Source organism: Phocaeicola sartorii JCM 17136 = DSM 21941, from assembly GCF_054653615.1.
In genome coordinates this window covers 423086-442550 of record NZ_BAAIFW010000006.1, presented here as the reverse complement: position 1 = coordinate 442550, position 19465 = coordinate 423086, and the positions used below count along the sequence as shown (strand labels likewise).

Below are 19465 nucleotides of genomic sequence, written 5' to 3'. Positions count from 1 at the left end.
GCTTATTAGGGGAAAATGAGCATCTTTGTGTGCAATAAAAACAAAGATGCGTTATGAAGAAATTATTATCACTTCCTCCTAATCTGGTGGAATGTTTTCATGATATAGAGAAAGCAGACCGGACTGAATGGTTTTGTACCTCCGATCCTATAGGCAGCAAGCTGGGGTCGGGCGGGGGGACCGCATGGCTGCTGGAAGCTTGTCGTCAGGAAATGGATTCTGACAGTGATTTTCTTACCTGGCTGGGAAAAGAAAAACGTATTTTACTTCATGCAGGCGGACAGAGCCGCCGTTTGCCCGGATATGCGCCGTCCGGCAAAATTCTTACCCCCGTCCCTGTGTTCAGATGGGCCAGAGGACAACGACTGTCGCAAAACCTGCTTTCGCTCCAACTTCCTTTATACGAGCGGATCATGGAGAAGGCTCCGTCTTCTCTTCATACATTGATTGCCAGTGGGGATGTCTATATTCGTGCGGGCCAGCCGCTTCAGGCTATTCCTGATGCAGATGTGGTGTGTTACGGTTTATGGGTGGATCCTAATCTGGCAAAGAACCATGGCGTTTTTGTCTCTTCACGGGCCACTCCCGACAAACTCGATTTTATGCTTCAGAAGCCTTCGGTGGAGGAATTGGGGAAATTAATGCAGACTCATCTTTTCCTGATGGACATCGGTATCTGGCTGTTGAGTGACCGTGCGGTCAGTTTGTTGGTGAAGCGCTCGCATCAGGAAGGAAAGCTTTCTTATTATGACATGTATTCCGATTTCGGACTGACATTGGGAGAGCATCCGCGTATGATGGACGATGAGCTTAACGCGCTGAGCGTGGCTATTCTGCCGCTGCCCGGAGGTGAGTTTTATCATTACGGAACCAGTCGTGAGCTTATTTCTTCTACATTGGCTGTACAAAATCTGGTAAACGACCAGCGGGAGATCATGCACAGGAAGGTAAAACCGCATCCGGCTATGTTTGTCCAGAACGCTGAGGTAGGTTATCAGCTGACCTCGCAGAATTCGGAAATATGGATAGAGAACAGTTGTGTAGGAGCAGCGTGGAACATCCATCAGCAGACCATCATAACAGGTGTGCCGGTCAATGATTGGAATCTGGAGGTTCCGTCCGGTGTCTGCATTGATGTGGTGCCTTTCGGAGAATCTGACTATGTGGCGCGTCCATACGGCTTCCATGATACATTCAAGGGGGCTTTGTCCGAGGCTGGAACCTGTTACCAAGGGATGCCTGTAGGCGAGTGGTGTGCAGTGCGCGGTCTTTCGGTGGAGGAAATAGAGAATGGTCACGATTTGCAGGCCGCACGCCTGTTCCCGGTTTGTTCGTCTGTGGAAGAACTGGGGGCGGTTATGCGCTGGATGGTCTCTGAACCGGCATTACAGGAAGGAAAAGAAATATGGCAACGCAGCCGTAAGTTGTCTGCCGATGAAATATCCGCTTATGCTGATCTTCACCGTCTGGCAGAACAGCGTGAGGCTTTCCGGGTAAAGAATTGGCCGGCATTGGCGCACAATTATGAGCGAAGTGTCTTTTATCAGCTCAATCTGGAGAATGCTGCCGGAGAATTTGCCCGGTATGACCTGTCGTTGCCTGAGCCTTTATCGGACTCGGTTCCGCTGATGACGCGTATCAGTGACAGCATGTTCCGTGCCCGGGTGCAGCAGCTCAAGGGAATGGCTTATCGGGAATATGAGGATGAGGCTTTCCGCCTGATGCGCGACGGGCTCACCGCTTCGGCCTTGGCCAAAAGACAGCAGCCGCATCTGTCTGTGTACTCCGATCAGATTGTCTGGGGGCGCAGTCCGGTCCGTATTGATCTGGCCGGCGGATGGACGGACACTCCGCCTTATTGCCTGAACGAAGGAGGGAATGTGGTGAATATAGCTATTGAACTGAACGGGCAGCCTCCTTTGCAGGTTTATGTGAAACCTTGCCGGGAGTATAAAATAATTCTTCGCTCCATAGACTTAGGCGCTATGGAGGAGGTTGACACTTACGAGAAACTGAGGGATTTCATGCAGGTGGGTTCTCCGTTCTCCATACCTAAAGCGGCATTGGTGCTGGCAGGTTTTCAACCGGGCTTTTCCACCGAATCGTACGCTTCACTGGAAGAGCAGTTGAAGGCGTTTGGCTCCGGAATGGAAATAACGCTGCTTTCTGCGATTCCTGCGGGCTCCGGTCTGGGTACAAGTTCTATTCTTGCATCGACTGTGCTGGGGGCTGTCGCTGATTTCTGCGGGCTGAACTGGGATAAGAACGAGGTATGCAACCGTACGCTTATTCTGGAACAGCTGCTGACTACCGGAGGGGGCTGGCAGGATCAATACGGAGGTGTGCTTCGTGGAGTGAAATTATTACAGACCCATGCAGGTATGGATCAGAGTCCATTGGTGCGCTGGCTGCCCGATTATTTGTTTACAGGCGGCGAATATCAAAAGTGTCATTTGCTTTATTACACGGGAATTACCCGTACAGCCAAAGGAATTTTAGCTGAAATCGTGCGCAGCATGTTCCTCAACTCCACAGAGCATTTGTCTATACTTGGCGGTATGAAGGGGCATGCCCTTGACTTATATGAAGCCATTCAGTGTGGAAACTTCGATGAAATGGGACGTTTGGTTGGTAAAAGCTGGAAACTGAACCAGGCGTTGGATCCCGGCACTAATCCTGAGGCGGTTGAGGCTGTCATTCGTCGGATTGATGATTATTGCCTGGGGTATAAATTGCCAGGTGCGGGGGGAGGCGGCTATCTTTATATGGTGGCTAAAGATCCCGAGGCTGCTATACGTATCCGGAGTATCCTTACTCAGAATCCACCCAACAGTTGTGCCCGCTTTGTTGATATGACTTTGTCCGACAAGGGCTTGCAGATTAGCCGAAGCTAGTTATAACAGAACAGAGCTGGGACACCAGCCGGGTGATATTTTCTTTAGCAAACTCCGGTTTCATTGCCTCCTCCGGGGTGATGGGGCCGGGGGCTATGGAGAATATACCTTTGAATCCCGCTTTGTTTAATTCCGGCAGGTTTTCTATACAGCCAGCTAGTACAATGACGGGGATGTGTTCTTTTTGTGCCTCCTTCAGTATTCCGTATGGCACTTTTCCCATGGCAGTCTGACGGTCTGCTTTTCCCTCGCCCGTAATAATGAGGTCTGCTCCTTTTATTTTCTCGGGGAAGCCGGTAGCTTCCAATAACAATTCTGTTCCCGGCTTTAATTCTGCATGTAGAAAAGCCAGCAGTCCGCCACCCATGCCTCCGGCCGCACCCGCACCGGGGTAGTTTGTGAGGTCTTTTCCTGTCGTTCTTTTTATAACTTCGGCTAACGATTGCAGGCCTTTGTCCAGCCTTTGCACCATTTCAGGGTCGGCTCCTTTTTGTTGTGCAAAGGTATATGCCGCTCCGTCAGGGCCGTGGAAAGGGTTGGCTACATCGCATGCTACCATGAAGTGCGCTTCTTTTAGTGCGGGGTGAATACTGGATGTGTCTATGTTGGCCACGGCTTCCATGATTCGGCCTCCTGTCCCTAATGTATGTCCTGATTTATCCAGGAAGCGGAACCCTAGTGCCTGTAGCATTCCTAGCCCTGCGTCATTGGTCGCGCTTCCGCCAATGCCGATTATAAAATCCCTGCATCCTTTGTCTAATGCGTCTTTTATCAATTCTCCTGTGCCAAAGGTGGTTGTCAGCATAGGATTTCTTTGTTCAATGGGTACGAGAGGCAGTCCGCTGATGGCGGCCATTTCTATAATGGCTGTATTGCCGTTGCCGGACAGACCGTAACGTGTCTCTGTCATTTTCATGAGTGGGTCGTGTGCTGATAGGGTTATATATTCTCCTTTGGTGGCTGTGACGAGTACGTCCAGTAAACCTTCACCGCCATCGGCGATGGGAATAACTGAAGTGTGGCAGGAAGGATTTATGTTTTTGATACCTTTTTCGGCAGCTTCTCCTGCTTCTGCTGAAGTTAGACAGCCTTTGAATGAATCGATGGCGATAATTACTTTTTTCATTGTATATCTTTTATGGTGCAAATCTACTGAAAACTTTTCTTCTTTAAATAGGGCAGTTGTCTTTTATTCATGAAGCGGAATATATGTGGCTCGATGGATAATGTGTTTGTTTTGTTGCTTCTGGCTGGATGCAAGTATTTTTTTGAAGTTGATAGTGCTTTTGGACAACTGTCAATATGTAAGAAAATGAACTCTTTCCTTTTTGTGTAGTTTCGGGGTTCTCTTTTCTGCCTTTTCCCCCTCCTGAAGTTTTGCAAAAGTGCTGCCACTGCCACCACCCTTTTTGCTGAAACCACGATGGACAGGGCGTTTCAAGGGGTGGTGGCAGCATCTTTTTTTATGCGGTAAAAAGGGCTGCTGCCACCACCTTTCTTCGTTTTTTTTCCGGATGACCGGTGCTTTCCGGCTGTTTTTTTCGGGGCTGGTGTCCGGAGCTGGTGATGCGTACGGTCCGCCTTGTTCATCTTGAAAGCGTCAACTGATATCATAACTAAGTATTAACTCCGTCAACCATCCTTACAAGTAAGATGAAGTAGTAGTCAGCCTGAAGCGTTAAGCTACAATGAATGAGCATACGGACAAGGAGTTTCAACCGGTTCCGTCCGGCTGAAACTTTAGTTCCATCCGGTTGAAACTACAGTTCCGTCCGGCTGTAACTTCAGTTCCGTCAAGATGTAACCAGAGTTCCGCCGGATTGCAACTGTGGCTTTGTCTGTATGCAACCGTAGTTTTGTCTGTCCGTACCCGTCTCCTTTTCCCTGTGTTTGGTCCTCCTCCGCCTCCTGTATCTTCCCCCTCCAACGGTCGTTCCGGGGTAAAAAACAGGTGAAAGTGGTGGCAGCAGCCCTTTTTACCGCATAAAAAAAGATGCTGCCACCACCCCTTGAAACGCCCTGTCCATCGTGGTTTCAGAGGGGTGGGTGGTAGCAGTGGCAGCAGTTTTGCAAAACTCTGTTGTAGGTGTTTTGTGAATCGTCCGGGTGTGCACGGAATTCTCCGGATATGTATGTGAAATGCCCTTTCCTCTCCGGCCCGGACGTTCTTGTCCTTTCGGAAAAGGATGAGGCCGTTCTCCAAAAAGATAACGGTCTTTAATAAAAAGATGATGGTCTTTTCTAAAAAGATGCCGGTCTTTTTAAAAAAGGTCCTGATGTTTTTTGCCGCTGCCGTAATCCGCTTCCTTTCCCATTCCCGCCCATTCCTTTCCCATTCTTTCCCCTTTCCCTTCCCATATACGCGCTTGCACGCCCGCGCGTGAATATTATAATGTGTATCTGTTTTCCCGCCTCCGGACGTCACCATAAAAATATGTTCTGTAACACAACTGTAAACCAGCCTGTTACAAACTTGTTTCAAAAAAGTTCAGGAAAAACCGTAAGATATGTTTGGCTGTTAAGTTAAAACCGTCTACCTTTGCAACCGCAATCGGGAGAGATGCGGCACTGACAAAACAGTGTGACTGACTTGGTGATACAAACGTAGGAGCGTTGCTTTCCTTTATAAGGATCTGCACCCGGTATCTTACCTTGGCGTGGCTAAGGGAGCGAGAACGGATAAGACCTTCCGGAACGTACAACCGGCCGCCTTGAAAAAAAAGTTTTAAAAAACTTTCAAAAACATTTGGTGGTTAAAATTAAATCCCTTACCTTTGCATCCGCTTTCGAAACCGATAGCACAACAAGAAGAAGAGTTCTTTGAAAGACTTATAGATAAACAAACAAGTAGTACAAGCCTATACATTATATGATGTATGGAAAAACAAGAACCGTCAATAATTGATATTGATAGATCTGGATCCTTGAGCAGATTACAACACTAGCAATAGTGGAAAGAATATTTTTACAATGAAGAGTTTGATCCTGGCTCAGGATGAACGCTAGCTACAGGCTTAACACATGCAAGTCGAGGGGCAGCATGGTCTTAGCTTGCTAAGACTGATGGCGACCGGCGCACGGGTGAGTAACACGTATCCAACCTGCCTTATACTCCCGGACAGCCTTCTGAAAGGAAGATTAATACGGGATGGTATCACGAGCCAGCATTTTCTCGTGATTAAAGAACTTCGGTATAAGATGGGGATGCGTTCCATTAGATAGTAGGCGGGGTAACGGCCCACCTAGTCGACGATGGATAGGGGTTCTGAGAGGAAGGTCCCCCACATTGGAACTGAGACACGGTCCAAACTCCTACGGGAGGCAGCAGTGAGGAATATTGGTCAATGGGCGCGAGCCTGAACCAGCCAAGTAGCGTGAAGGATGACTGCCCTACGGGTTGTAAACTTCTTTTATAAAGGAATAAAGTGAGGCACGTGTGCCTTTTTGTATGTACTTTATGAATAAGGATCGGCTAACTCCGTGCCAGCAGCCGCGGTAATACGGAGGATCCGAGCGTTATCCGGATTTATTGGGTTTAAAGGGAGCGTAGATGGGTTGTTAAGTCAGTTGTGAAAGTTTGCGGCTCAACCGTAAAATTGCAATTGATACTGGCAGCCTTGAGTACAGTTGAGGTAGGCGGAATTCGTGGTGTAGCGGTGAAATGCTTAGATATCACGAAGAACTCCGATTGCGAAGGCAGCCTACTAAACTGCCACTGACATTGATGCTCGAAAGTGTGGGTATCAAACAGGATTAGATACCCTGGTAGTCCACACGGTAAACGATGAATACTCGCTGTTTGCGATATACTGCAAGCGGCCAAGCGAAAGCGTTAAGTATTCCACCTGGGGAGTACGCCGGCAACGGTGAAACTCAAAGGAATTGACGGGGGCCCGCACAAGCGGAGGAACATGTGGTTTAATTCGATGATACGCGAGGAACCTTACCCGGGCTTGAATTGCACTCGAATATAGCGGAAACGTTATAGCTAGCAATAGCGAGTGTGAAGGTGCTGCATGGTTGTCGTCAGCTCGTGCCGTGAGGTGTCGGCTTAAGTGCCATAACGAGCGCAACCCTTGTCTATAGTTACTAACAGGTCATGCTGAGGACTCTATGGAGACTGCCATCGTAAGATGTGAGGAAGGTGGGGATGACGTCAAATCAGCACGGCCCTTACGTCCGGGGCCACACACGTGTTACAATGGGGGGTACAGAGGGCCGCTACCACGCAAGTGGATGCCAATCCCGAAAGCCTCTCTCAGTTCGGACTGGAGTCTGCAACCCGACTCCACGAAGCTGGATTCGCTAGTAATCGCGCATCAGCCATGGCGCGGTGAATACGTTCCCGGGCCTTGTACACACCGCCCGTCAAGCCATGGGAGCCGGGGGTACCTGAAGTGCGTAACCGCAAGGAGCGCCCTAGGGTAAAACTGGTGACTGGGGCTAAGTCGTAACAAGGTAGCCGTACCGGAAGGTGCGGCTGGAACACCTCCTTTCTGGAGAGGATGACTGATCGAAAGGTTCTTGTCCTTGTGCTGCTGGTTGTTTATTTAACATATAACTGTAGAAATACAGAGAAGAGAAAGAAGAAGCCGGGTCTAATACAGACTAGGTTGAACTTAGTCCTATAGCTCAGTTGGTTAGAGCGCTACACTGATAATGTAGAGGTCGGCAGTTCAACTCTGCCTGGGACTACGAATCTCAAGATTCGGGGGATTAGCTCAGCTGGCTAGAGCATCTGCCTTGCACGCAGAGGGTCAACGGTTCGAATCCGTTATTCTCCACAGTCTCTGAAAAGAGAAACGGTCTATGACATATTGTACAAGCAAAAAGTAATTTTAGTAGTAAAGAGCTGGAAGTATATATCATCCCGCCGACATGCAAGTGTCAGCGAATGAATAAAGAAAGTAAGCAAGGGCGCATGGCGGATGCCTTGGCTCTCGGAGGCGATGAAGGACGTGATAAGCTGCGACAAGCTTCGGGGAGGTGCAAATAACCTTTGATCCGAAGATTTCCGAATGGGACAACCCAATATCTTGAAGAGATATTATCCTACTTAGTAGGAGGCTAACGCAGGGAACTGAAACATCTTAGTACCTGCAGGAAAAGAAAATAAATAATGATTCCCCAAGTAGTGGCGAGCGAACGGGGAAGAGCCCAAACCATCCATGTTACGGCATGTGTGGGGTTGTAGGACCACGATATTGCATGAAAACAACAGAGAGGAATGATCTGGAAAGTTCAACCATAGAGCATGAAAGTTGCGTATTCGAATGTTGTCGAAGCATAGTGGTATCCTGAGTAGCGCGGAGCACGAGGAATTCTGCGTGAATCTGCCGGGACCATCCGGTAAGGCTAAATACTCCCGAGAGACCGATAGCGAACCAGTACCGTGAGGGAAAGGTGAAAAGCACTTCGAACAGAAGAGTGAAACAGTCCCTGAAACCGTGCGCCTACAAGCGGTCGGAGCAGTTTGAGCTGTGACGGCGTGCCTTTTGCATAATGAACCTACGAGTTGCCGTTGCCGGCAAGGTTAAGGGTGATGACACCCGGAGCCGAAGCGAAAGCGAGTCTGAAGAGGGCGCCTGAGTCGGCAGTGGCAGACGCGAAACCAAGTGATCTACCCTTGACCAGGTTGAAGGCTGGGTAACACCAGCTGGAGGACCGAACCAATAAGCGTTGAAAAGCTTCTGGATGAGTTGAGGGTAGGGGTGAAAGGCTAATCAAACTTGGAGATAGCTCGTACTCCCCGAAATGCATTTAGGTGCAGCCTTGCGGGTTACTGATGTGAGGTAGAGCGACTGATAAGATGCGAGGGCTTCACCGCCTATCAAGTCTTGACAAACTCCGAATGCGCATCAGTCCTACCGCAGGAGTGAGGGCATGGGTGCTAAGGTCCGTGCCCGAGAGGAGAAGAATCCGGACCACCTGCTAAGGTCCCGAAATGACAGCTAAGTTAAACTAACGAAGTCGGACTGCCATGACAGCTAGGATGTTGGCTTGGAAGCAGCCATTCATTTAAAGAGTGCGTAACAGCTCACTAGTCGAGGAGTCCGGCGTGGATAATAATCGGGTATGAAGTTGTCTACCGAAGCAGTGGGATCATGTAAATGATCGGTAGGGGAGCATTCCACCCGGCGTCGAAGGCGTACCGTGAGGTATTCTGGAGCGTGTGGAAAAGCAAATGTAGGTATAAGTAACGATAAAGCAGGTGAGAAACCTGCTCGCCGCAAGACCAAGGTTTCCTGATCAACGCTAATCGGATCAGGGTCAGTCGGGTCCTAAGGCTCAGCCGAACGGCGAGGCCGATGGCAGAAACGGTTAATATTCCGTTACTACCTTTACGGGCGATGTGGAGACGCAGAAGTGACAGTGCCGCCATCTGACGGAATAGATGGTTGAAGGGTGTAGAAGCTGATCGTGGCAGGCAAATCCACCACGTGATTCGAACCTGACAGTATGCCGCGTCCTCCGGGACAAGGCAATAGCGCACGTAAGCATACTGCCGAGAAAATCCGCTAAGCTATACCGTAAAGGTACCCGTACCGTAAACGGACACACGTGGTCGGGATGAATATTCTAAGGCGCTTGAGTGATTCACGGTTAAGGAACTAGGCAAACTGACCCTGTAACTTCGGGATAAAGGGTCCCTCCTCGCAAGAGAGGGCGCAGAGAATAGGTCCAGGCAACTGTTTAACAAAAACACAGGGCTGTGCGAAATCGAAAGATCCGGTATACAGCCTGACACCTGCCCGGTGCTGGAAGGTTAAGAGGAGACGTCATCGCAAGAGAAGCGTTGAATTGAAGCCCCAGTAAACGGCGGCCGTAACTATAACGGTCCTAAGGTAGCGAAATTCCTTGTCGGGTAAGTTCCGACCTGCACGAATGGTGTAATGATCTGGACGCTGTCTCAACCGTGAGCTCAGTGAAATTGTAGTATCGGTGAAGATGCCGATTACCCGCGATGGGACGAAAAGACCCCGTGAACCTTTACTATAGCTTATCATTGAATTTGGGCACGTGATGTGTAGGATAGGTCGGAGGCTTTGAAGCAGGTACGCCAGTATTTGTGGAGCCGCTGTTGAAATACGACCCTTCATTTGTTTGAGTTCTAACTCGTGATGCGAGGACACTGATTGGTGGGTAGTTTGACTGGGGTGGTCGCCTCCAAAAGTGTAACGGAGGCTTCTAAAGGTGCCCTCACGGCGATTGGTAACCGCCGGGAGAGTGTAATGGCATAAGGGCGCTTGACTGGGAGACTCACAAGTCGAGCAGGTAGGAAACTAGAGCATAGTGATCCGGTGTTTCCGTATGGAAGGGACATCGCTCAAAGGATAAAAGGTACTCCGGGGATAACAGGCTGATCCCTCCCAAGAGCTCATATCGACGGAGTGGTTTGGCACCTCGATGTCGGCTCGTCACATCCTGGGGCTGGAGAAGGTCCCAAGGGTTGGGCTGTTCGCCCATTAAAGTGGCACGCGAGCTGGGTTCAGAACGTCGTGAGACAGTTCGGTCTCTATCTATCGTGGGCGTATGAAATTTGCGTGGCTCTGACACTAGTACGAGAGGACCGTGTTGGACTGACCTCTGGTTTACCGGTTGTGCCGCCAGGTGCATCGCCGGGTATCCAAGTCGGGATCGGATAAGTGCTGAAAGCATCTAAGTACGAAGCCGGCCACAAGATTAGATTTCTCAGGGTCGTTGCAGACGACGACGTTGATAGGATGCAGGTGTAAAGATGGAGACATCAAAGCCGAGCATTACTAATTGCCCGTCCACTTTCTTTATATGTGGATGGTGTATACCTTTAGCATTGTTGCTACGAATTGAAATTACGATAACAGCTTATCAATATGTCAACCTTATTCAGGTGGCTATAGCGTGAGGGTTCCACCTCTTCCCATTCCGAACAGAGAAGTTAAGCCTCACCACGCCGATGGTACTGCGTCACAGTGGGAGAGTAGGTAGCCGCCGTTTTACAGAACTCCTCCGGAACAATCAAGTTCCGGAGGAGTTTTTTTGTTATGTACGCCCGGTAAATTCACCCGGAAATAGAAACAGGCAGGCTTGTATTCGTATGATGCATCTTTAATTAAAGTGAAAAGAATGCTCTTTATCGTCTGGAATCAGAAAAGGAGTTAAACAAGGGATTTTATTTCATCATCCCTTGATGATAACCGAATATATTGGCTACATTTGTTACGTGCATTTCGAATCATTCATGAGAGAAACCTTATAGGATAAAAGAAAAACTTCGTATAAAAAAACACTTGAATAATTTCAGGTCTGCATGAACAAAAAGACAACAGAATTGTTTGTATAATATAAACCTAGAATCTTGCGAAATCAGTAGCCAATGAAGCTTATCGTCAAAATAGGATTAATCACCCTGCTTTTAATGCTGAATTATCAGGGAGTCAATGCGGATGTTTTTTCTTCCGCTGTTGACAGATATGCTGTTACTACGGAATCTCTGCACTCTGATCACGGAACATTGGATACGATGGGTTTCACTACTTCTTTACTAACGGGGCAGCAGCAGGTATTAGTTAAACTGATGCCTGAAGATCTTCGGATCCGTAGGGCGGAGGAACTTCAACAGAACTTCTTAAAAATTCTCATAAATCGTTTTTCACTACGGGAGGGACTACTGGCTGTTGACCGCGCCAGAATCTTCCCCTCTAACCCCATTCATTGTGTGTCTCCGGCATGTCATTATTTTGTGTTCACGCTGAGACGCATCTTGATTTAATTAATCGTTATAAATTTAGTTGTTTAACCTCCTCCGGCGCCCTGCAGAGTGTCGGGGTTGGTATAGAATTGTCTTTTTCTTAACTATAACGATTAATTAAAACATATCATGGAAGCTATTCAAAATAAAACCACTCATAAGATTGCAGGTATAAAAAATGCAGGTTGGGTAATTGTATGCTGCTTTATCATAGCGGTTTGTATATACAACTTTTTACTGGGAAACCCAGCTAATTTTATGAACAATGATCCTAACAATCATCCGTTGCCGGGTAATTTCCTGGGAACTATCTATAAAGGGGGGATTGTGGTCCCTATTATTCAAACCCTCTTGCTCACTGTCATTGCTTTGAGTTTCGAGCGTTATTTCGCCATCCGTTCGGCTTTCGGTAAAGGCTCGTTGGTGAAATTTGTCGCTAATATCAAATCGGCTTTGGCTGCCGGGGATATGAAGAAAGCACAGGAACTTTGTGATAAACAAGGCGGCTCTGTAGCCAATGTCGTTACTTCCACCTTAAAGAAGTATGCCGATGTGGAGAACGACTCTACACTATCAAAAGACCAGAAAGTACTGGCCATCCAAAAAGAACTGGAAGAAGCCACAGCGCTGGAACTTCCCATGATGGAGCAGAACTTGCCGGTTATCGGTACTATCACCACGCTGGGTACCCTGATGGGACTGCTGGGTACGGTAATCGGTATGATCCGTTCGTTTGCGGCTTTGTCTGCCGGTGGCGGTACGGACTCCATGGCATTGTCACAAGGTATTTCCGAAGCGTTGATCAATACGGCGTTCGGTATCCTGACAGGTGCGTTGGCGGTTATTTCTTATAACTACTATACTAATAAGATTGATAAATTGACTTACAGCCTCGATGAAGTAGGTTTCTCTATTGTACAGACCTTTGCGGCTTCTCATAAATAATCGTGCCACCCTTTAAAATGAACTGCTATGGGTAGAGCAAAGATTAAAAAGAAAAGTACGTTCATAGATATGACGGCCATGAGTGACGTCACTGTATTGCTGCTTACTTTCTTTATGTTGACTTCGACATTCGTAAAGAAAGAACCGGTACAGGTGTTTACGCCCGCCTCCGTTTCCGAAATCAAGATTCCGGAAACGAATATCCTCCAGATTCTGGTGGACCCGCAAGGGAAAATATTTATGAGCCTCGACAAACAGCCCGACATGAAGGCTGTATTGGAGAAAATGGGTGAGGAATATGGAGTTGAGTTTACTCCCGAACAGGAGAAGAAATTTGCGACCGCTTCTGCATTTGGCGTTCCGATGAGAAGCATGCAGAAATATCTGGATCTGCCTTCCGAACAACAGGACAAACTGTTGAAAAACGAAGGTATCCCCTGTGACAGTACGGACAATCAGTTTAAATCATGGGTACGTAATGCCCGTCAGGTGAATCCGGATCTGCGCATTGCCATCAAAGCTGATGCCTCAACTCCCTATGCTGTGATTAAAAACGTAATGAGCTCACTTCAGGACCTCAGAGAGAACCGATATAATCTGATTACTTCTCTGAAGACTACTTCTGATAAATAAAACCGAATAATTATGAGTGCTGAAGTACAAGAAAGCGGCAAAAAAGGAAAAGGATCAAAACAAAAGAAGATGACTGTTCGTGTGGACTTTACGCCTATGGTGGACATGAACATGTTGCTGATTACTTTCTTTATGCTGTGTACCACGCTGAGCAAACCTCAGACGATGGAAATAAGTATGCCGAGCAATGACAAGAACATCACTGAAGAGCAGCAGAGCAAGGTGAAGGCTTCACAAGCAATAACCCTGTTGCTGGCTGGAGGAGATAAACTGTATTATTATGAAGGAGAACCTAATTACAAAGACTATACATCGCTGAAGGAGACTTCCTATCAGGCGGATGGTCTGCGTTCCATCCTTCTTGATAAGAACTCGGCGGCAGTTCGTGAAGTAAACGAACTGAAAAAGCAGAAAGCTGACCTAAAGATATCAGAGGAAGATTACACGAAGAAACTTTCTGAAATAAAAAGCGGAAAGGATACTCCGACGGTCATCATAAAGGCGACGGACGACTCTTCCTACAAGAATCTGATTGATGCTCTGGATGAAATGCAGATATGCAATATAGGTAAGTATGTGATAACGGATATGGCCGATGCGGATCAGTTTCTGATCAAGAATTATGATACGAAGGGCGATCTGAGTAAAGACATCGCGGAATAGTGACACACTTTTAAAAGGAGGAAAAGAAAATGACAAAAATAGATTTGACCTCACCCGAATGGTGTGAACTGATATTCCAAGGTAAGAACAAGGCATACGGTGCCTATAAGATGCGTGCCAATTCACCGAAACGCCACACGTGGGCGATGGTAATTGTAGTGATTATTGCCGCCATAGGTTTCAGCATACCTGCATTGGTAAAACTGGCAACTCCGAAGCAGAAAGAGGTGATGACGGAAGTGACTACCTTATCGCAACTGGAAGAGCCCGAGGTGAAGCAGGAGGAGTTCAAGAAAGTGGAACCGGTGGCTCCGCCTCCCGCTCTGAAAAGCTCTATCAAATTTACCGCTCCTGTCATCAAAAAGGATGAAGAGGTGCGTGATGACGAAGAGATAAAGAGCCAGGAAGAACTGACTCAGACCAAAGTGGCTATCTCCATTGCCGATGTGAAAGGTAATGATGAACTGAATGGTAAAGATATTGCCGAACTGAAAGAAGTGATAACCAAAGCCCCCGAAGCAGAAGAAAAACCATATACTATGGTAGAACAGATGCCTCAGTTTCCGGGGGGTGACAGAGAATTGCTGTCTTTTATAGCAAAGAATCTGCATTATCCTACCATTGCGCAGGAAAATGGGATACAGGGTAAAGTGTTTGTCCGCTTTGTGGTTTCGGCTACAGGCGAGGTGAAGGATGTGAAGGTGCTCCGCTCGCTGGACCCATATTGTGATAAAGAGGCAGTCCGTGTCATCCAGTCATTGCCGAAATGGATTCCGGGAAGGCAGAACGGACGCAATGTTCCCGTGTACTATACCGTTCCTATTACTTTTAAGCTACAATAATATCTATATATGATGATGAAACTGTATATTGCATTGTTGGCTGCTTTGTTGCTGCTGCTTTCGGGCTGCGGCAACAAGCCCGGGCCGGGGGAAGACGATACGTTGATCTCAGGCACTATCACGATAGCGGTGGACGAAACTTTCCGTCCCATTATGGAAGAGGAGTTACAGGTGTTTCACGCATTGACACCGGATGCCACCGTGCATCCCGTTTATTGCAGTGAAGTGGAAGCCATGAAACTTTTGCTGGCGGACAGTGTGCGTCTGGCTGTCACCACGAGGCAGCTGACCCAGGAGGAAACGGCGTATTTCAACGGCAAGAAATTCTTTCCCGTATCGGTGAAGATGGCGACAGATGGTCTGGCCTTGATCGTGAACAAGCAAAATACAGATTCATTAATTACGGTTGACCGGTTCAAGGATATACTGACGGGGAAGGTTACTGACTGGAAACAGCTGAATCCCGCTTCCCGTTTGGGTAAACTCCAACTGGTATTTGATAATCCCAATTCGAGCACCGTACATTATGTGCTCGACTCGATCTGCGGGGGTAAGCCTTTGTCGAAGGACCTGAAGGCGCAGAAAACAAATCCGGAGGTGATTTCGTATGTGGCCAGGAATCCCGCAGCTTTAGGGGTTATCGGTGTCAACTGGATAGGAAATCCTACGGATAGTACACGACTCTCTTTCAATGACGCCATTCGGATAATGGCTGTCAGCCGTGCGGATTCGGCTACAGTAGGAAATAGTTTCAAGCCTTATCAAGCTTATCTGGCTATGAACCAGTATCCGCTAACCCGTAATGTGTATATTTTACTCAATGATCCTAAAAGCGGCCTTCCCAGTGGTCTGACTTCATTTCTGACGGACTTCCGGGGGCAGCGCATCATCTTGAAGTCAGGGCTGGTGCCTGCAACGGCTGCCGTGAGGATTGTGGATGTAAAAGAGGAATAATAAATGAATCAAAAAAAGAAGAACCATGAAGAAATTAGCATTAACCGTGATGAGCCTGTGCCTGGCTGTAACGATGTGGGGACAGACATCGGCGGGCAGTGAATGGTCACCGCAGGTGAAACAGGCTGCCACGATGATAAAGGAGAATCCGGCAAAAGCTTCTGAGGCTTTTGAGGCCTTGTTGAAAGGTAAAAATAAGAAGAATACTTCCTTGTTGGTAGAGATAGGCCGGGCTTATCTGGACCAAGGGAAAACGGCAGAAGCCGCCGAATATGCACAGCGCGCTAAAGATGTGAACAGCAAATGTGCTGTAGCCTATCTGCTGAGTGGGGATGTGGCACTGGAACTGAATGATGTGAACAAAGCCAGCAGTGATTATAACCAGGCTATTTATCTGGACGAGGATTGCGGCGAAGCTTATTTTAAATATGCACAGGTATATAAAGGGGTAGACCCTCAACTGTCACTGGATATGCTGACGCGCTTACAGGCCAAGACTCCGGAGGATAACCGGATCAGCAAGGAGATGGCAGACGTCTATTATACGATGGGGCAGTATGGCAAGGCAAAAGAGGCTTACGAAAGTTATCTGAAAGCAGGCACTCCCACTGAGCAGGACTATACCCGCTACGCCATGCTGTTGTATCTGAATAAAGACTACGCACCGTCTTTGGACATGGCGGAGAAAGGTCTGGAGCTTGCTCCGGAAAATCATGTGCTGAAACGTCTGGCAATGTATGATAATCTGGAATTGAAAGACTACACGGCAGGCTTGGAAGCGGCTGCCACCTTCTTTGCCAATCCCGCTAATCCGGATTATGTGTACTTGGACTATATCTATTTTGCCCGTTTGCTGGAAGCGGACAAGCAATACGAAGAAGCGGTGGCACAGTTTGACAAAGCATTGTCCATGGATCAGTCGCATACGGAAATTTATAAAGAGATCTCAGATGTGTACGAGAAGGAACGTGATTTCCCGAAAGCGATAGAAGCTTATAAGAATTATCTGGACGGAATGAAAAACTCTCCGGATATCAGTGACCTCTTCTTGTATGGTCGTCTGAACTATTATGCGGCTACCGATTCGGCTTGTCAGGATAAGCAACCGGTCTATTTGGCAGAAGCCGATACTGTCTTTGCACAAGTGGCTGCTAAAGTTCCCGATAACTATTTAGGAAACTTCTGGCGTGCCCGTGTTAATTCGTTGCGTGATCCTGAGACAGCTCAGGGACTGGCAAAACCTTATTATGAGGCTGCATTGGGCATTCTGGAGCAAAAGCCGGATGCTACTAAGTCGGTGTTGGTGGAATGTAACAGCTATTTGGGATATTATTATTTTGTAAAAGAAGACTATGACCAGTCCAAACTGTATTGGAATAAGATCCTGGAAATTGATCCAGGAAACGAGACTGCCACCAAGGCACTGGGAGGAATTAAATAGTCCTTCTTTTTTTCATTTATCATTTTGAGTTGAGCGGACAGCACTTGGTTGCTGCCCGCTTAATTCGTTTAATGGTTAATGAATATTAAATATCCGTTGTCCTTCTTGTTTATTCAAATAAACTATATACATTTGCAGTGTACTAATTAACTAATACACTAAATAACTAATAAAACCATAAACACAATGATGATTGAAGTAAAGAACTTGTCTTTCAGTTATGGAAAGAGAAAACAGAAAGTCTTTGATGACTTCTCGCTGGCATTGGACAAAGGTTCAGTTTACGGTCTTCTGGGAAAGAACGGCACAGGCAAATCTACTTTGCTCTATTTAATGACGGGATTGCTTCGTCCTCAGTCCGGACGGGTGCTTTACAAAGGGATGGATGTTTCCATGCGCTATCCACTGACTTTGCAGGACATGTTTCTAGTGCCTGAGGAATTTGCTTTGCCGGCAGTCAGTTTGAAACAATATTTAAAACTGAATACTCCGTTTTATCCGAATTTCAGTAGAGAACTGTTGAACGCCTGTCTCCGTGATTTTGATATGAATGAAGATATTCATCTGGGCGAGCTTTCGATGGGGCAGAAAAAGAAAGCATTTATGTGCTTTGCATTAGCTACCAATACCTCTTTGTTGGTCATGGACGAACCCAGCAACGGATTGGATATTCCTTCTAAAAGTCAGTTCCGCAAAGTCATCGCTTCGGGCATGACCGATGAAAAATCAGTCATCATCTCTACGCACCAGGTGAGGGATATTGACAGCCTGCTGGATCATGTGGTTATTATTGACGGAACCCGTGTATTGTTGGATGCGTCGGTAAAGACCATCTGTGACAAGGTTTATTTTGCAGAGCAAGGCATGAATGAACCGACAGACACCGCACTGTATGTTCAGCCGTCCGTCCAGGGAAACAGCGTCATCTTTCCGAATACACATAATGAGGAGACGAATCTGAATCTGGAAGTACTGTTCAACGCTATGCTGGCAGAGAGAGAAAAAATGCAGTCAATGTTTAACAAGTAACATACACAAACACTATGGATACGAATAAATTCTTTAGCTTTCCGCGTATTGCAATGGTCATGAAACGCGAGATAATGGAAAATTGGAAAACAAATCTTTATCGTCTGATCGGGATTTATGCCGGATTTTTATTGGTGATGGTGTTTACAATGTTGAAACAGGCGTCGTCGTATTATGATCCTCAGACGGCTTTCCAGCATTACTGTTCTAATGTGCTGGGGGCGTTTGCTCTGATCATCGGTATTTTCGGCATTGTCTATGCTGCCAACATTATGGAGAACATGATTACCAAAGAAAAACGCATCGCTTTTCTGATGCTTCCGGCAACTATGATAGAGAAATTTGTGGCACGGTTCTTACTTGTTACGGTAGGACTGGCGGTGGCTGTCTTTGTTGCGGCGTCATTGGCGGAAATTACCCGTTATCTGTTACTTCCTTTATTTAATGTGCCTGAAACATTCCATCAATCTGTTCTGTATAACCTTCTTTCTATGCTTTCGGCAGATGGTGAGCAGGCATACGGAGGCTATGCCATGAATATGTCCTACCAGAAGTGGCTGGGCGAACTGTGCGGATGGGCTTTCCTGGTATGGTCGCACTCACTGTATATTCTAGGGGGCAGTTATTGGTACAAGAAACCTTTTTTCAAGACATTGGGTACATTGACACTTATTTCTATTCTGTGTTCGGTCTTGTCGGTGCAAATCATATCATGGGTAGGCGATGACGGTATGCGTAGCTTCGCGGAATGGCTGGAAGCCAATTTCCAATGGATGACTTTGAACAAGTTACTTTCGTTAGGAGTGGCATTCTTCAGTGCGTTCACCCTGTTTAACTGGTGGCTGAGTTACCGGCTCTTTACCCGTTCGCAAGTTGTTAAACCCAAATTCCGTTTGCTATGAATTTTAAAGAGAGTAAATCCATTTATTTGCAGATAGCCGACCGGATATGTGATGAAATCCTGCAAGGGCAATATGCCGAAGAAGAGCGTATTCCATCGGTCAGGGAATACGCTGCCACAGTGGAGGTGAATGCCAATACGGTAGTCCGCACGTATGATTATCTTCAAGGACAGGAGATTATTTACAATAAACGCGGTATCGGTTATTTTGTATCGGCAGGGGCCAAGGAACGGATCATTGCTTTGCGCAAAGATACATTCCTGCATGAAGACCTGCCCGAGTTTTTCAGACAAATGAAGACATTGGATGTTCCCATGAAGGAGATAGAGAAAATGTACAAGGAATATCTGACTCAACAATAACACAACACATATACGGAACAATGCAGACATGACATCGGTTGAATAAGGAAATCCCGGCAGAGCGATGAC

Annotated in this window: 13 protein-coding genes, 2 tRNA genes and 3 rRNA genes; 16 read left to right on the top strand and 2 right to left on the bottom strand. The window is 47.2% G+C overall.

Annotated elements, in window-relative coordinates; genetic code table 11:
* Positions 1 to 53: 53 nt before the first annotated feature.
* Positions 54 to 2894 carry a bifunctional fucokinase/fucose-1-phosphate guanylyltransferase gene (locus ACYQ0C_RS18880; protein ID WP_016277465.1) on the top strand — a complete coding sequence of 947 codons (2841 nt, stop codon included), beginning with the start codon at positions 54 to 56 and terminating at the stop codon, positions 2892 to 2894.
* On the opposite strand, the gene ACYQ0C_RS18875 is transcribed toward ACYQ0C_RS18880, so the two are convergent.
* Together ACYQ0C_RS18875 and ACYQ0C_RS18870 are read right to left on the bottom strand one after the other, a co-directional pair.
* The gene (locus ACYQ0C_RS18875) at positions 2881 to 4020 is read right to left on the bottom strand and encodes a glycerate kinase family protein (protein ID WP_016277466.1); all 1140 of its coding nucleotides are present in this window, start codon (positions 4018 to 4020) and stop codon (positions 2881 to 2883) included. The two genes, ACYQ0C_RS18880 and ACYQ0C_RS18875, sit on opposite strands and share 14 nt — an antisense overlap.
* Positions 4021 to 4331: 311 nt before the next feature.
* Positions 4332 to 4508 carry a hypothetical protein gene (locus ACYQ0C_RS18870; RefSeq protein WP_159106285.1) on the bottom strand — a complete coding sequence of 59 codons (177 nt, stop codon included), beginning with the start codon at positions 4506 to 4508 and terminating at the stop codon, positions 4332 to 4334.
* Positions 4509 to 5861: 1353 nt separating this feature from the next.
* Between ACYQ0C_RS18870 and ACYQ0C_RS18865 the strand changes: the two genes are divergently transcribed.
* The 15 genes from ACYQ0C_RS18865 to ACYQ0C_RS18795 all read left to right on the top strand — a co-directional run bounded on the left by ACYQ0C_RS18865 (position 5862) and on the right by ACYQ0C_RS18795 (position 19396).
* Positions 5862 to 7390: ribosomal RNA gene (locus tag ACYQ0C_RS18865) — 16S ribosomal RNA — on the top strand.
* 125 nt (positions 7391 to 7515) lie between these two features.
* Positions 7516 to 7589, top strand: a tRNA-Ile gene (locus ACYQ0C_RS18860).
* Between the two features lie 15 nt (positions 7590 to 7604).
* Positions 7605 to 7678: transfer RNA gene (locus ACYQ0C_RS18855), tRNA-Ala, on the top strand.
* 117 nt (positions 7679 to 7795) lie between these two features.
* A 23S ribosomal RNA gene (locus tag ACYQ0C_RS18850) occupies positions 7796 to 10681 on the top strand.
* Between the two features lie 79 nt (positions 10682 to 10760).
* Positions 10761 to 10871, top strand: a 5S ribosomal RNA gene (gene rrf, locus ACYQ0C_RS18845).
* Together the 16S, 23S and 5S rRNA genes with 2 tRNA genes alongside form the textbook arrangement of a ribosomal RNA operon.
* Before the next feature lie 379 nt (positions 10872 to 11250).
* Positions 11251 to 11646, top strand: coding sequence for a hypothetical protein (locus tag ACYQ0C_RS18840; protein WP_032941537.1), 396 nt, complete (start codon positions 11251 to 11253; stop codon positions 11644 to 11646).
* Positions 11647 to 11754: 108 nt separating this feature from the next.
* Positions 11755 to 12570, top strand: a complete 816-nt coding sequence (locus tag ACYQ0C_RS18835) for a MotA/TolQ/ExbB proton channel family protein (protein ID WP_016278603.1) — start codon at positions 11755 to 11757, stop codon at positions 12568 to 12570.
* A 27-nt stretch (positions 12571 to 12597) separates the two neighbouring features.
* Positions 12598 to 13203 (top strand): ExbD/TolR family protein, encoded by a 606-nt coding sequence (locus ACYQ0C_RS18830; protein WP_016278602.1) that lies wholly within the window; start codon positions 12598 to 12600, stop codon positions 13201 to 13203.
* Between the two features lie 12 nt (positions 13204 to 13215).
* Positions 13216 to 13866 carry an ExbD/TolR family protein gene (locus tag ACYQ0C_RS18825; RefSeq protein ID WP_016278601.1) on the top strand — a complete coding sequence of 217 codons (651 nt, stop codon included), beginning with the start codon at positions 13216 to 13218 and terminating at the stop codon, positions 13864 to 13866.
* 29 nt (positions 13867 to 13895) lie between these two features.
* Positions 13896 to 14708 carry an energy transducer TonB gene (locus ACYQ0C_RS18820; RefSeq protein ID WP_016278600.1) on the top strand — a complete coding sequence of 271 codons (813 nt, stop codon included), beginning with the start codon at positions 13896 to 13898 and terminating at the stop codon, positions 14706 to 14708.
* A gap of 9 nt (positions 14709 to 14717) precedes the next feature.
* Entirely contained in the window at positions 14718 to 15662 is a 945-nt protein-coding gene (locus ACYQ0C_RS18815; protein WP_016278599.1) for a PstS family phosphate ABC transporter substrate-binding protein, read from the top strand.
* A 25-nt stretch (positions 15663 to 15687) separates the two neighbouring features.
* On the top strand, positions 15688 to 17103 hold the full coding sequence (locus tag ACYQ0C_RS18810; protein ID WP_016278598.1) for a tetratricopeptide repeat protein: 1416 nt from the start codon (positions 15688 to 15690) through the stop codon (positions 17101 to 17103).
* 186 nt (positions 17104 to 17289) lie between these two features.
* Positions 17290 to 18132 carry an ABC transporter ATP-binding protein gene (locus ACYQ0C_RS18805; RefSeq protein ID WP_016278597.1) on the top strand — a complete coding sequence of 281 codons (843 nt, stop codon included), beginning with the start codon at positions 17290 to 17292 and terminating at the stop codon, positions 18130 to 18132.
* 14 nt (positions 18133 to 18146) lie between these two features.
* Positions 18147 to 19034 carry a hypothetical protein gene (locus ACYQ0C_RS18800; protein WP_016278596.1) on the top strand — a complete coding sequence of 296 codons (888 nt, stop codon included), beginning with the start codon at positions 18147 to 18149 and terminating at the stop codon, positions 19032 to 19034.
* Positions 19031 to 19396 carry a GntR family transcriptional regulator gene (locus tag ACYQ0C_RS18795; protein ID WP_016278595.1) on the top strand — a complete coding sequence of 122 codons (366 nt, stop codon included), beginning with the start codon at positions 19031 to 19033 and terminating at the stop codon, positions 19394 to 19396. The genes ACYQ0C_RS18800 and ACYQ0C_RS18795 overlap by 4 nt, the downstream gene beginning before the upstream one ends.
* Positions 19397 to 19465: the final 69 nt, after the last annotated feature.